Here is a 13,686-nt window from a genome sequence, read left to right as displayed (position 1 = left end):
CCCTCTCGGCGCGGCATGGGCATAGGCCAACGGTGCCGGCCCATGCCCCCGCCCGTTTCAAACATCGCCGCACGATAGCACCGGGCGGCCGTTCGGCACACCACCCGCCGTCTGATTTCAGGTCAGGGGCGCTTCATCTGGCAGGAGGTCGGCTGCGACGCGATGTACTGGTCGAGCACCGCATCGGTCCTCCAGCCGTAGCCGGTGTTCTCCTGGTCGAAGCGCACGGTCTTGCCGTCGGTCTTCTTCCAGGTGGCGATATAGAGCGGCTGCTGGCCCTGGTGGTCGGAGGCGCGCATCTCGAACGGGCCGTTCAGGCTGTCGACCTTCATCCCCTCCAGGGCCCGGGCGACCTTGCCCGGCTCGGCGGACCGGGCCTGCTTGACGGCCTTGGCCAGCAGCGCGATGCCGGTGTACGACGCCATCAGGTAGTAGTCGTCGTTGTACTTCTTCTTGTAGCCCTCGACGATGTCGGCGCCCTTGAAGCCGTCGTTGTTGACGTTCCAGTAGCCGACGTACTTGACGTGGTCGGCGCCGGCGGGGCCCATGGCGGTCGGCACGCCGGTACTCGAGGCGTAGTAGGTGTAGAAATTGGCGTTCAGGCCCGCGTCCTTGCCGGCCTTGATCAGCAGCGCCAGGTCGCTGCCCCAGTTGCCGGTGATGACGGTATCGGCGCCCGACGCTTTGATCTTCGACACGTACGGCGAGAAATCCTTCACCTGCGCCAGCGGATGCAGGTCTTCGCCGACGATCTCGATGTCGGGGCGCTTGCGCTTGAGATACGCCTTGGCCGCGCGCGCCACCTGGTGGCCGAACGAGTAGTTCTGGTTGATCAGGTAGACCTTCTTGACGCCCGGGTCCTTGGCCAGGTAGCTGGTCAGGGCCTCCATCTTCATGTCGGAGTTCGCGTCCAGGCGGAAGTGCCAGTAGTTGCACTTGCCGTTGGTCATGTCCGGGTCGACCGCCGCGTAGTTCAGGTAGACGATCTCCTTGCCCGGGTTGCGCTCGTTGTACTTGGCGACCGCGTCCTCCAGCGCCATGCCCACGCTGGAGCCGTTGCCCTGCGCGATGTAGTGGATGCCCTGGTCGGCCACCTGCTTGAGCACCGTCAGGCTCTCCTGCGGCGAGAGCTTGTTGTCGAAGCCCACCACCTCGAACCGGGTGCCGTCGCCGGCCCAGTTCTTCTGCGTGGCCAACTCGGCGATGTACTGCCAGCTGCGCAGCTGATTCTGGCCCAGCGCGCCCATCAGGCCGGAGAGCGGATCGATCCAGGCGATCTTGACGGTCTCGGCGGCGGATGCGGCGGCGCTTGCCAGCCCCCCACCGATTGCCGCGACACTTGCAACGGCCACGATCAACGGACGGAACTTCGTCATGCGTGTCTCCTTCAGGTGGTGGAGTCGCCGACGAGTCACTCTCCGGCGCGCCACCGCTGCGGGCACGCCGGCTCTTGACGTCTCCAGGTTGCAACGCGCCCGGGGCTTCGTCCCGCCACATTGCGGCGCGGCGGCCGGCCCTGATCCGGTTGTCTTCCGTCTTCCGTCCGCCGTCCTCGTGCCCGGGTGGTGCCGGTGCGCGGGCGGCGGTTTCTGTCCTGCGCGCTAAGCCTGCGCGAGCGGCAACTGGTAGTCGCGGAACTGCTCGCGCAGCTTGAGCTTCTGCATCTTGCCGGTGGCCGTGAGCGGGATCTCGGTGACGAACACCACGTCGTCCGGAATCCACCACTTGGCGACCTTGCCCTCGAAGTAGCGCAGCATCTCGTCGCGCGTCAGCTCCGCGCCCGGTTTCTTCATCACCACCAGCAGCGGGCGCTCATCCCACTTCGGATGCCGGCAGGCGATGCACGCCGCCATGTGCACGGCCGGGTGCGCGGCGGCCACGTTCTCCACGTCGATCGATGAGATCCACTCCCCGCCCGACTTGATCACGTCCTTGCTGCGATCGGTGATCTGCATGTAGCCGTCGGGGTCGATGTTGGCGACGTCGCCGGTCGGGAACCAGCCGTCGACCAGCGGCGACTGGCCGTTGCGGTAGTAGCTGGCGATGGTCCACGGCCCGCGCACATGCAGGTCGCCGAAGGCCTTGCCGTCCCACGGCAGCTCGTGGCCGTTGCCGTCGACGATCTTCATCTCCACGCCGTAGATGGCGCGGCCCTGGCGCTCGAGCACCTGCTGCCGGGTTTCGTCCGGCAGGCCATTGTGCTTGCTCACCAGCTTGCAGGTGGTGCCCAGCGGCGACATCTCGGTCATGCCCCAGGCGTGGATCACCTCCACGCCGAGCGCATTGAGCGTGCGGATCATGGCCGGCGGGCACGCCGAGCCGCCGATCACCGTACGGCGGAACGACGAAAACTTCAGGCCCTTGCCCTGCACGTGCTGCAGCAGGCCGAGCCACACCGTCGGCACGCCGGCGGAGAAGCTCACCTGCTCCTGCTCGAACAGTTCGTACAGCGAGGCGCCGTCCAGCTTCGGCCCCGGAAACACCAGCTTGGCGCCCACCAGCGGCACCGAATACGGCAGGCCCCAGGCATTGACGTGGAACATCGGCACCACCGGCAGGATCACGTCCTGCGCCGAGCAGCCCAGCGCATCGGGCAGCGCCGACCCATACGAATGCAGCACGGTGGAGCGGTGCGAATACAGCGCCCCCTTCGGATTGCCGGTCGTGCCCGACGTGTAGCACAGGCTGGAGGCGGTGTTCTCGTCGAACAGCGGCCAGGTGTACTCGGCGCGCTGCGCGGCCAGCAGGTCTTCGTAGCACAGCATCGGCACGCTGGAGGCCGGCATGTGCGCGCGGTCGGTCATCGCCACCCAGCCCTTGACGTTCGGGCAATGCGGCGCGAGGCCCTCGACCAGCGGCACGAAGGTCAGGTCGAAGAAGACGTACTGATCATCGGCGTGGTTGACGATGTAGGCGACCTGGTCGGGGAACAGGCGCGGATTGATGGTGTGGCACACCGCGCCCGAGCCCGACACGCCGTAGTAGATCTCCAGGTGCCGGTAGCCGTTCCAGGCCAGCGTGCCGATGCGCTCGCCGGGCTGCACGCCGAGCGCGGCCAGCGCATTCGCCAGTTGCTTGGCGCGATCGCGCACGGCCGCGTACGTGGTGCGATGGAGCTCGCCCCCATCGCCCTCCACGCGGCGCGACACGACTTCGGTCGAACCGTAGTTCCGCGCGGCATGTTCGATGATGGTCGAGATGAGCAAGGGCGCGCTCATCATGTGTCCCATCAGGGCCATGGTGTCTCCTCGAAAAACTGAACAACCGTTCTATTTTTCGGCCGATTGTTCCCGCGATCCAGGAGCGCGTCAACGGGATTCCGTTGTGCGCCGCCACATCCGCCCACCTGCCGGGGCAACCCCCTGCGCCCCCCTGCGAACCGTTGCAGCGCAAGGGTTCGCGGCCAGCAGCTTTGCCTGCTCGCAAGTACAATACGCGATAGCGTTGCTGCGTCTCAACATGGCGTTTTCCCCTACGTAGAACGGGCTCTGCCGCGCCGATGCACGCGCGGTTCCCGCCGATCCGGCACCGTTCTTGCGCGGCTTCCCGTGCCAATCGATTCCCGTCCGACATGCCCACTTCCGCCGCCGTCCAGACTGACGATTCCCTTGCGAGCCCGTTCGACTGGCCGGGCCGCCCGCACGCGGCGCCCGGCTTCGCCCGCCTCGGCGAGCGCTTCCTGACCCGCCTGCCGCCCGTGCCGATGCCGGCCGCGCCCTACCTGGTGGGCTTCTCGCCGGAAGCCGCCGCGCCCCTGGGCCTGTCGCGCGCCGGGCTCGATACGCCGGCCGGGCTGGATGTCTTTGTCGGCAACGCCATCGCCGCCTGGAGCGACCCGCTCGCCACCGTCTATTCGGGCCACCAGTTCGGCGTCTGGGCCGGCCAGCTGGGGGATGGCCGCGCGCTGCTGCTGGCCGAGCTCCAGACCGCCGACGGCCCCTGCGAAGTGCAGCTCAAGGGCGCCGGCCTCACGCCCTACTCCCGCATGGGCGACGGCCGCGCCGTGCTGCGCTCGTCGATCCGCGAGTTCCTGTGCTCGGAGGCCATGGCCGGGCTGGGCATCCCGACCACGCGCGCGCTGTGCGTGATCGGTGCCGATGCCCCGGTGCGCCGCGAGACCATCGAAACCGCCGCCGTGGTCACGCGCCTGGCGCCCTCGTTCGTGCGCTTCGGCCACTTCGAGCACTTCGCCGCCAACGAGAAGCTGCCCGAGCTGCGCACGCTGGCCGATTTCGTCATCGACCGCTTCTACCCGGCCTGCCGCGCCGAGCCGCAGCCCTACCTGGCCTTGCTGCGCGAGGTCGGCCGCCGCACCGCCGCGCTGATCGCGCAATGGCAGGCCGTCGGCTTCTGCCACGGCGTGATGAACACCGACAACATGTCGATCCTGGGCCTGACGCTGGACTACGGCCCGTTCGGCTTCCTGGACGGCTTCGACGCCAACCACATCTGCAACCACTCCGATACCGGCGGCCGCTACGCCTACGCCCAGCAGCCGCAGATCGCCTACTGGAACCTGTTCTGCCTGGCGCAAGCGCTGCTGCCGCTGTGCGGCAGCGACCCCACTGCCTTCACCGACCTGAGCGACGAGGCCCAGGCCCAGCCCGCCATCGACGCTGCACAGGAGGCACTGCTGGTCTACCGCGACACCTACGGCGAGGCCTTCTACGCGCGCTACCGCGCCAAGCTGGGCCTGACGCAGGCGCACGACGGCGACGAGGCCCTGTTCGGCGATCTCTTCAAGCTGCTGCACACCCAGCGCGCGGACTACACCCGGTTCTTCCGCCACCTCGCCGACGTGCGCCGCGACGACACCCCCGCCCAGGCGCAGGCCCGCACCGTGCGCGATGTCTTCTTCGACCGCGACAGCGCCGACGCCTGGCTGGCCGCCTATCGCCAGCGCCTGCAGACCGAACCCGCGCCGGACGCCGCGCGCGCCGAGGCCATGCGCCGCGTCAACCCGAAGTACGTGCTGCGCAACCACCTGGCCGAGATCGCCATCCGCCGCGCCGGCGAGAAGGACTTCTCCGAAGTGGAGAACCTGCGCGCCGTGCTGGCCCGCCCCTTCGACGACCACCCCGGCTTCGAGCACTACGCCGGACCGGCGCCGGACTGGGCCGCCTCGCTCGAAGTGAGCTGCTCGTCCTGAGGCCGTGCTCTAATCCCGGCCTGTCAGGATCGCCGCCGCCGCCCGACCAAACCACGTCGGCCGCCCATGCAGCGGCCGGCGGAACCCGCAAGGAGCCTCTTCCATCATGACCATCGAGAAAACCGACGCCGAATGGCGCGACCAGCTCTCCGACATCGAATACCGCGTGACCCGCGAGGCCGCCACCGAGCGCCCCTTCACCGGCCGCTACTGGGACCACTGGGCGCGCGGCATCTATCACTGCGTCTGCTGCGGCACGCCGCTCTTCGAATCGTCGACCAAGTTCGACGCCGGCTGCGGCTGGCCGAGCTATTTCGCCCCCATCAACGGCGAGGTCATCGCCGAGAAGACCGACCATTCGCACGGCATGGTGCGCATCGAAGTGCAGTGCAAGCAGTGCGGCGCGCACCTGGGCCACGTCTTCGAAGACGGCCCCGCGCCGACCGGCCTGCGGTATTGCATCAACTCGGCTGCGCTAAAATTCGGCGATTGATCTTTCGCGTGGCACACCCTGCATGAAATTCCTGTTCGATCTGTTCCCGGTCATCCTGTTCTTTGCCGCCTTCAAGGTGGCGGGCATCTATGTGGCGACCACGGTCGCGATGGTCGCCACCGTGGCGCAGATCGCGTGGGTGTGGTTCAAGCACCGCAAGGTCGATGCCATGCAGTGGCTGTCGCTGCTCATCATCGTGGTGTTCGGCGGAGCGACGCTGATCTTCCACAACGACACCTTCATCAAGTGGAAGCCGACGGTGCTGTACTGGATGTTCGGCGTGGTGCTGCTGGGCAGCGCCGTGCTGCTGCGCAAGAACCTGATCCGCGCCATGATGGAGCAGCAGGTGTCGCTGCCCGAGCCGATGTGGGGCCGGCTGAACCTGGTCTGGAGCCTGTTCTTCCTCGCCATGGGCGGCCTCAACCTCTACGTGGCCTACCACTTCGACACCGACGTCTGGGTCAATTTCAAGCTGTTCGGCTCGATGGGCCTGATGGTGGTGTTCATCCTGGTGCAGAGCGTCTGGCTGGCGCGCCACATGCAGGAGCGCCCCGCCGGCGCCAACCCGCAGGACGACCGCTGATGGCCGCCAACCCGGGCGAAATGCGGCGCGAAATCGAGCGCCTGCTGCGCGAGGCCTTCCAGCCCATCCACCTCGCCGTCGAGGACGACAGCGCCCGGCACGCCGGGCATGCCGGCGCGGCCTCCGGCGGCGGGCACTACAACGTCGACATCGTCAGCGCCGCCTTTGCCGGCAAGAGCCGCGTGGCGCGCCACCGCATGGTGTATGATGCGCTGCGCACGCTGTGGCCGGCCGCCATCCATGCCCTGGCGATCCGCGCCGTGACGCCCGAAGAAAACACGTAAGCGCATCACACGCTCACTCGTCCTTCCTTTCAACGCATCCCATGAAAGTTTCCAGCCTTACCGCCAGCCTGATGGCTGCCGCCCTCCTTGCGACCGCCGCTCCCGCCATGGCGCAGAACGCCGCCATGGTCAACGGGCACGCCATCCCGAGCGCCAAGGTGGACGCACTGATCAAGAAGTCCGGCCAGCCCGAATCGCCGGAGCTGCGCAACCGCGCCCGCGACATGCTGATCGACCGCGAACTGATCGAGCAGGACGCCACCAATCGCGGCCTGCTGGGGCGTGACGACGTGCAGGAGCAACTGGCCCAGGCGCGCCTGAACGTGCTGGTCGCCGCCGAATTCGAGGACTACGTCAAGAACAGCCCGACCACCGACGACGACCTGCGCAAGCAATACGAGAAGATCAAGGCCCAGTTCGGCAACGGCAAGGAATACCACGCCCACCACATCCTGGTGGACAAGGAAGCCGACGCGAAGGCCATCATCGCCAAGCTCAAGGCCGGCGGCAATTTCGAAGAGATCGCCAAGGCGCAGTCGAAGGACAAGGGATCGGGCGCCAACGGCGGCGACCTGGATTGGGCGAACCCGGGCACCTACGTGCCGGAGTTCTCCGCCGCCCTGACCGGCCTGAAGAAGGGCGAGGTCACCCAGACGCCCGTCAAGACGCAGTTCGGCTGGCACGTGATCCGCCTGGACGATACGCGCGACGCCAAGATTCCGGCCTTCGAAGACGTCAAGCCGCAGCTGCTCGAGATGATGATGGGCGACCAGAACTGGCAGCGCGCCAAGTTCCAGGCCATGCTGAAGGATCTGCGCGAAAAGGCGACGATCAAGTAAGCGGATGACCTGCCGAGCGAGGCAGGAACAGAAAGACGCCATGCGCCGGATGCCGTTCAGTCGAGACTGAACGGCATTTTTCATTGGGGCGGCGAAGCGGCTGTCAACGGCGAGGCGAGCTGCTGGCATCCCGGCCGCAATGCTTGCCAGCGCCCCACATGCCCACGCCCCGTGCGGCCGGGCGCGCCAGAGAATCCGGGAAGCACCGATTGGGAAGCACCGATTGCTCGCAACCTGATTCGCCGTGAGATCGCCTGCACCGCTCAGGCGGCCATGCAACCAGGCTCGCGCCGACCGACATCACCGACTTCACGCGTGCCCGGCATACGAGCCGATCGCGCAATGTTCTGCGCGGCGAGCCGCCCGGCTTCGCGCGTGCCCGACACACGATCCGGCATGAAAGGCTGTGGGCAGCGCTGCCCACAGCCTACGCAGAGGGGCCCGACTGCCTCGGGCGCTTGCGTGAACGATTCAAGTCCCTGCCCACCGAAAAACGGCCCGGCCACGCTTGCGACGGGCTCGTCAAGTCTCGCCCCGAGACTCAACCCGACACATCGAACGGAACCTTGGCTGAACGGGAAAGGGGCGTTGCGCGCCTTTTTCCGCCCCCGGCCAACGCAGCCTTGAAGCGGCGTCGCCATCCTATCGGGTATACCCGATGTTGCAAGCTGGTTTGCGCATGCCGATACTATGCAAATATATTTGCCTTATACAAATTTACGCAAATCCACTTGCCTCGCCGAAGGCACCCCCGCTTCAGAAGGCCCTCATGAACTTCGCTGCAAAACGGGGCATGGCCGTGCCCGTCGGTGCGTCCTTTGCGGGGGCGCGTGATGCCATCCCTCGCGGAGGAAGGCATGGCGATGGCCGTGCTCACGCACGAGATGGCCTTTGCGCGTAAGGTCGGCACCCGCCTCATCTTCATGGCGCACGGTTACATCACCGTCGACGGCCCGTCGGCGGACACACGCGATGCGCCGCCCAACCGGCGCTTGCGCGATTGCCTTCAACACGTCGAAGACTCCCTGACACATGCCGTCACTCGCTTTAGTCAACATTTCCGGCGCGCCGTTTGAAGCGGGCCAACAACTGGGCCAGTTTGGCGCCGCCGCCGTTCACCGGCACCTGTTGCATACCGACGCCTGGCACAGCGTGATGCGCTGGCGCGGCAGCGCCATGACGGATGCCATGGCGGCGCTCGTGCGCGTGCGCTTTCCGCGCGTCTGGGCTGAACTGCGGGGCTTGGCGGACGGACTGCAGGTGCCGTTCGACGACGTCTTCCTGTGGAACTGCCGCGGCGACGTCTGGGCCACCACCAGCGACGGCTGCACAACGGTGCTGCTGCCGGGCAAGGGCCGCCGGCAGATCGCCCACAACGAGGATGGCGACCCCGGCTTCGCCGGACATTGCGCGCTCGCGCAGTGCTGCATCGACGGCGGCCCGGGCTTCGCCGCGTTCGTCTATCCGGGCTCGCTGCCGGGCCACACGTTCGCCGTGACCGACGCCGGTCTGGCGATGACGGTGAACAACCTGCGCCTGCGCGAAGCGGTGGCCGGCGTGCCGCGCATGGTGCTGACGCGCGCGGTGCTGGACGCGGCCAGCCTCGACACGGCCGTGGCGGTGCTGCGCGAATCCCCGCGCGCGGGCGGCTTCCATCTCACGCTCGGGCATTGCGCGCACCCTGCGCTGCTGAGCGTCGAGTTCGGCGCGCACGGCTGCTCGGTGCGCGAGATCGCGGAGCCGGCCTTGCACGCCAACCATGCGACGCATCCGCCGATGCGCGATGCGCCGCAGATCGTGACCGACTCTTCGCGCCACCGGCAGGCGCGCGGCGATGCGCTGCTGGCGCAGGCGCGGGCCGCCGGGCAGCCCATCGATCCGCTCGCGATCCTGGCCGACCAGGAGGATGCCTCCCTGCCGATCTATCGTGCCGACCCGCACGACCCCGACGACGAAAACACGCTGGCCACCGCCGACATCGCCATCCTTCCGGCTCACATAGAATGGGCGGTTTATGAACGTCCCGGGAGCCCGGCCCGGTATCGGATGGTCAATGGACACCCGCAAACAGAGGTCACGCCGTAAGACGGAACAGGCGCCGGCCGGCACGCCATCGACCGCCCAGCCGCCGCGCAGCGTCGACGGCCTGCGCGAACTGGCGCTGCGCATCGGCCGCGACGAGGCCGACGTCTCGCTCGGCGGCAAAGCGCATACCGTGCTGGCCAAGCTGATCGAGCGCCCGGAAGAAGTCGCGGTGCGCACCATCACCGATCTGGCCGCCTCGCTCGGCATCAACGCCTCCACGTTGACGCGCCTGGCCACCAGGCTGGGCTATGCCGGTTTCGCCGACTTCCAGAACGTGTTCCGCGACACCATGGCGCAGCGTCATCGCCATTTCTACAGCCAGCAGGCCGAGCGGCTGGTGGCGGGCAAGAAGACGCGGGCGCGGGGGCACCAGGCCGGCAGCGCCGCACCGGAAGTCGAGACGGTGGCCCGGCTCGCGCGGGAGTCCATCGGCAACATCGAGCGGTGTCTCACGCAGCTCTCGCCGACAGCCCTGCGCGAAGCCGCGCACCTGCTCGCCAGCGCCCGGCGCGTGCGCATTCACGGCCTGCGGCAATTCAGTGCGCTGGCAAGCTTCCTCTGCTATGGCCTCGGCATGATCCGCGCCGATGTCGCGCTGCTCGATACGCAGGGGCTGGGCGTGGCGGAAGGCCTGGCGCAACTGCAGCCGGGCGACGTGATGGTGGTCACGAGCGTGGCGCCGTACACGCGCAGCGTGGCCGCGGCCGCCGCGGCCGCCAAACAGGCCGGACTGTCGGTGATCGCGCTGACCGACACGCTCGCCTCGCCGCTGGTACCGCCCGCGGATTACGCCTTTCTCATTGCGCACGAGAGCAGCTTCTTCAGCAACAGCATGGGCGCGTATCTCGTCTTCTGCGAAGGGCTGCTCAACCTGGTGGCGACGCAGCTCGGCAAGCGTTCGCTGCAGGCGCTGGAGCGGCGCGAGCGCCTGATCACGGCGCTGGGTATCGAAATGTCGTCATGACAACAGGGCACTCGGCCCGATGCCGTTCGGTTCAGGCCCCCAAGGGCCGCTCCAATGGATGCCGGACCGGCCCTTTCCATGGTCATTGCCTGTGATGTGGCTCGAGCCAGCGCGAGCCAACCGGACCACGGTCGACTGAACGGCATGGGGCCATGCGCCCCTTTCCGATGGGCTGCGCCGGACACACCCCGCCGGCGTTCCGGCGTCCAGCCGTATTTTGAAGTGTTTGCAGAAAAGCACCGCAATTTGTCTCATAATGTGCCCCCGCGCGCGCCAACGTTGCACTTGGCCTGTGCATCCGACGGCACTCGATCAGCGCCACACCGGTCGCGGCCCCTCCCGTCCGCGTCCAGAGCGAAACCACCAAAAAAGGAACCGGAGATCCGTATGTCCCGCTTCACGCACGTCTTCCGCCCCGTCGCGCTGGCCGCCCTGGCCGCGCTGCCGATGGCGCTTCTGCAAGCCACGCCCGCCCTGGCGCAAGCCGCCAAGTCGGTCGAAGTGCTGTCGATCGTCGAACACCCGGCGCTCGACGCCATCCGCGACGGCGTCAAGGAAGAGCTGAAGGCCCAGGGCTTCGACGCCGGCAAGAGCCTGAAGTGGGAATACCAGAGCGCGCAGGGCAGCGCCGCCACCGCCGCGCAGATCGCCCGCAAGTTCATCGGCGACAAGCCGGACGCCATCGTCGCCATCACCACGCCGGCGGCGCAGGCCGTGGTGGCGGCCACCAAGACCGTCCCGGTGGTGTATGCCGGCGTGACCGATCCGGTGGCCGCGCAACTGGTCAAGAGCTGGGAGCCGTCGGGCACCAACGTGACCGGCGTATCCGACAAGTTGCCGCTGGACAAGCAGATCGCCCTGATCAAGCGCGTGGTGCCGCACGCCAAGCGCGTCGGCATGATCTACAACCCGGGCGAGGCCAACTCGGTGGTGGTCGTCAATGAACTGAAGAAGCTGCTGTCGGCCCAGGGCCTGACGCTGGTGGAATCGGCCGCGCCGCGCACGGTCGATATTGCCCCGGCAACCAAGAACCTGATCGGCAAGGTGGACGTGATCTACACCAGCACCGACAACAACGTGGTGTCGGCGTACGAATCGCTGGTGAAGGTGGCCAACGAGGCCAAGATTCCGCTGGTCGCCGCCGACACCGACAGCGTCAAGCGCGGTGCCATCGCGGCGCTGGGCATCAACTACTACAGGCTCGGCCGCCAGACCGGCACCGTGGTCGCGCGCATCCTGAAGGGCGAGAAGCCGGGCGCGATCGCCTCGACCGGCAGCACCGACCTGGAACTGTTCGTGAACCCGGGCGCGGCCGCCAAGCAAGGCGCCACGCTGTCGGCAGACCTGCTCAAGGACGCCAAGGAAACCGTCAAGTAATCCGGCTCCGATCGTCGTACGGCGCCGGTCGCCTATCCTTGCAGGAGCGGCCGGCGCGGGAGACGGCGCGCAGAACGCGGTGCGCGGCCACCCGCCGCAAGCCTGCCTGAGCGCCCACGCTCGACCCGCAAGCGTCCCCATTCACTGCACCGTGGCGTGGCGGCCAGCCGCCGCGCCCCACTCTGTCATGTCATTGTTTTCATTGCTCGGCGCCCTGGAGATCGGCCTGGTCTTCAGCCTCGTGGCGCTCGGGGTGCTGATCTCCTTTCGCATCCTCAACTTCCCCGATCTCACCGTCGACGGCAGCTTCACCATGGGCGGCGCCGTCTCGGCCACGCTCATCGCCGGCGGACACGATCCGTTCATGGCCACCCTGTGCGGCCTGCTGGCCGGCGGCGTGGCGGGCTTCATCACCGGCTGGCTGAACGTGCGCCTGAAGATCATGGACCTGCTCGCCAGCATCCTGATGATGATCGCGCTGTACTCGGTCAACCTGCGCATCATGGGCCGCCCCAACGTGCCGCTGATCTCCGAGGCGACCGTCTTCACGGTGCTGCAGCCCGACTGGATGCCCGACTACGTGGCGCGCTCGGTGCTGCTGGCCGTGGTGGTGGTGGTGGCCAAGCTGCTGCTGGACTGGTTCTTCTCGACGCAGGTCGGCCTGTCGCTGCGCGCGACCGGCGCCAACCCGCGCATGGCGCGCGCCCAGGGCATCGCCACCGGCCGCGCCACGCTGGCGGGCATGGCGCTGTCCAATGCGCTGGTCGCGCTGGCCGGTGCCCTGTATGCGCAGACGCAGGGCGGCGCCGATGTCTCCATGGGCATCGGCACCATCGTGATCGGCCTGGCCGCCGTCATCATCGGCGAGACCGTGCTGCCGGCGCGCCGCCTGATGCTGACCACGCTGGCCGTGGTGGTGGGCGCGGTCCTCTATCGCTTCTTCATCGCCCTGGCGCTCAACAGCGACTTCATCGGCCTGCAGGCGCAGGACCTCAACATGGTGACCGCCGCGCTGGTGGTGATCGCCCTGGTGCTGCCCGGCATGCGCCGCAAGGTGTTCGGCGCGCTCTCCCGCGGCAACGGCAACAAGGGGAACTGACATGCTGAGCGCACAAGGACTCACCCTCACCTTCAACGCCGGCACGCCCATCGAGACGCGCGCGCTGCGCGGCCTGTCGCTGGAGATCCCGACCGGGCAGTTCGTCACCGTGATCGGCTCCAACGGCGCCGGCAAATCGACCTTCCTGAACTCCATCAGCGGCGATCAGATGGTCGACGCAGGCCGCATCACCATCGACGGCATCGACGTCACGCGCAAGACGGCGTGGCAGCGCGCCAACCTGGTGGCGCGCGTGTTCCAGGACCCGATGGCCGGCACCTGCGAGAACCTGACCATCGAAGAGAACATGTCGCTGGCCATGTGCCGCGGGCAGCGGCGCGGGTTCGGCTTCGCCACCAACCGCAAGTGGCGCGAGGTCTTCCGCGCGCAGCTGCGCCGGCTCGACCTCGGCCTGGAGAATCGCCTGACCGACCGCATCGGCCTGCTCTCGGGCGGCCAGCGCCAGGCGGTAAGCCTGCTGATGGCCTCGCTGCAGCCGTCGCGCATCCTGCTGCTGGACGAGCACACCGCCGCGCTCGACCCGAAGACGGCCGCCTTCGTGCTGGAACTGACCGCCAAGATCGTCTCGGAGAGCAAGCTGACGACGATGATGGTCACGCACTCGATGCGCCAGGCGCTCGACTACGGCCAGCGCACGGTGATGCTGCACCAGGGCAACGTGATCCTCGACGTGCAGGGCGGCGAGCGCGCCGGCCTGGACGTGCCGCACCTGCTGCAGAAGTTCGAGGAAACGCGCGGCGCCAAGGTCGACGACGACGCGCTGCTGCTGGGCTGACCCGGCACGCACCATGA

12 protein-coding genes and 1 pseudogene are annotated in these 13,686 nt (G+C 67.8%); 11 read left to right on the top strand and 2 right to left on the bottom strand.

The genetic code is table 11. The features are described 5' to 3' along the window. Positions 1-122: 122 nt before the first annotated feature. On the bottom strand, positions 123-1,376 hold the full coding sequence (locus GO999_RS08395; RefSeq protein ID WP_011001688.1) for a branched-chain amino acid ABC transporter substrate-binding protein: 1,254 nt from the start codon (positions 1,374-1,376) through the stop codon (positions 123-125). A 225-nt stretch (positions 1,377-1,601) separates the two neighbouring features. Continuing rightward, positions 1,602-3,239 carry a 3-(methylthio)propionyl-CoA ligase gene (locus GO999_RS08390; protein WP_211906749.1) on the bottom strand — a complete coding sequence of 546 codons (1,638 nt, stop codon included), beginning with the start codon at positions 3,237-3,239 and terminating at the stop codon, positions 1,602-1,604. 332 nt (positions 3,240-3,571) lie between these two features. Here GO999_RS08390 and GO999_RS08385 point away from each other — a divergent pair, with 332 nt between their 5' ends. The 11 genes and pseudogenes from GO999_RS08385 (at position 3,572) to GO999_RS08335 (ending at position 13,669) form a co-directional block, all read left to right on the top strand. Continuing rightward, a complete protein-coding gene (locus tag GO999_RS08385; RefSeq protein ID WP_211906748.1) occupies positions 3,572-5,149 on the top strand; it encodes a protein adenylyltransferase SelO in 1,578 nt (525 codons plus the stop codon). 106 nt (positions 5,150-5,255) lie between these two features. After that, complete coding sequence (msrB, locus tag GO999_RS08380; RefSeq protein ID WP_011001685.1) at positions 5,256-5,642, top strand: peptide-methionine (R)-S-oxide reductase MsrB; 387 nt, start codon at positions 5,256-5,258, stop codon at positions 5,640-5,642. Between the two features lie 22 nt (positions 5,643-5,664). Next, a complete protein-coding gene (locus GO999_RS08375) occupies positions 5,665-6,225 on the top strand; it encodes a septation protein A (RefSeq protein WP_011001684.1) in 561 nt (186 codons plus the stop codon). Beyond that, on the top strand, positions 6,225-6,509 hold the full coding sequence (locus tag GO999_RS08370) for a BolA family protein (RefSeq protein WP_011001683.1): 285 nt from the start codon (positions 6,225-6,227) through the stop codon (positions 6,507-6,509). Before GO999_RS08375 ends, GO999_RS08370 begins: the two co-directional genes overlap by 1 nt. Before the next feature lie 41 nt (positions 6,510-6,550). Beyond that, complete coding sequence (locus GO999_RS08365) at positions 6,551-7,348, top strand: peptidylprolyl isomerase (protein WP_016724571.1); 798 nt, start codon at positions 6,551-6,553, stop codon at positions 7,346-7,348. An 821-nt stretch (positions 7,349-8,169) separates the two neighbouring features. Further along, positions 8,170-8,424, top strand: a pseudogene (locus GO999_RS08360) (hypothetical protein); the annotation flags it as partial. Further along, positions 8,381-9,433, top strand: coding sequence for a C45 family autoproteolytic acyltransferase/hydrolase (locus tag GO999_RS08355; protein WP_211906747.1), 1,053 nt, complete (start codon positions 8,381-8,383; stop codon positions 9,431-9,433). The pseudogene GO999_RS08360 and the gene GO999_RS08355, both read left to right, overlap by 44 nt. Further along, a complete protein-coding gene (locus GO999_RS08350; RefSeq protein ID WP_165591370.1) occupies positions 9,402-10,397 on the top strand; it encodes a MurR/RpiR family transcriptional regulator in 996 nt (331 codons plus the stop codon). The genes GO999_RS08355 and GO999_RS08350 overlap by 32 nt, the downstream gene beginning before the upstream one ends. 387 nt (positions 10,398-10,784) lie before the next feature. Continuing rightward, positions 10,785-11,774 (top strand): ABC transporter substrate-binding protein, encoded by a 990-nt coding sequence (locus tag GO999_RS08345; protein WP_016724568.1) that lies wholly within the window; start codon positions 10,785-10,787, stop codon positions 11,772-11,774. A gap of 187 nt (positions 11,775-11,961) precedes the next feature. Next, the gene (locus GO999_RS08340; protein ID WP_211906746.1) at positions 11,962-12,873 is read left to right on the top strand and encodes an ABC transporter permease; all 912 of its coding nucleotides are present in this window, start codon (positions 11,962-11,964) and stop codon (positions 12,871-12,873) included. Between the two features lies 1 nt (position 12,874). Beyond that, on the top strand, positions 12,875-13,669 hold the full coding sequence (locus GO999_RS08335; RefSeq protein ID WP_011001676.1) for an ABC transporter ATP-binding protein: 795 nt from the start codon (positions 12,875-12,877) through the stop codon (positions 13,667-13,669). Positions 13,670-13,686: the final 17 nt, after the last annotated feature.

Source organism: Ralstonia nicotianae (genome assembly GCF_018243235.1).
Classification (GTDB): Bacteria; Pseudomonadota; Gammaproteobacteria; order Burkholderiales; family Burkholderiaceae; genus Ralstonia; species Ralstonia nicotianae.
Note: the sequence above shows the minus strand (reverse complement) of the source record. Positions and strands in the feature narration are given on the sequence as shown.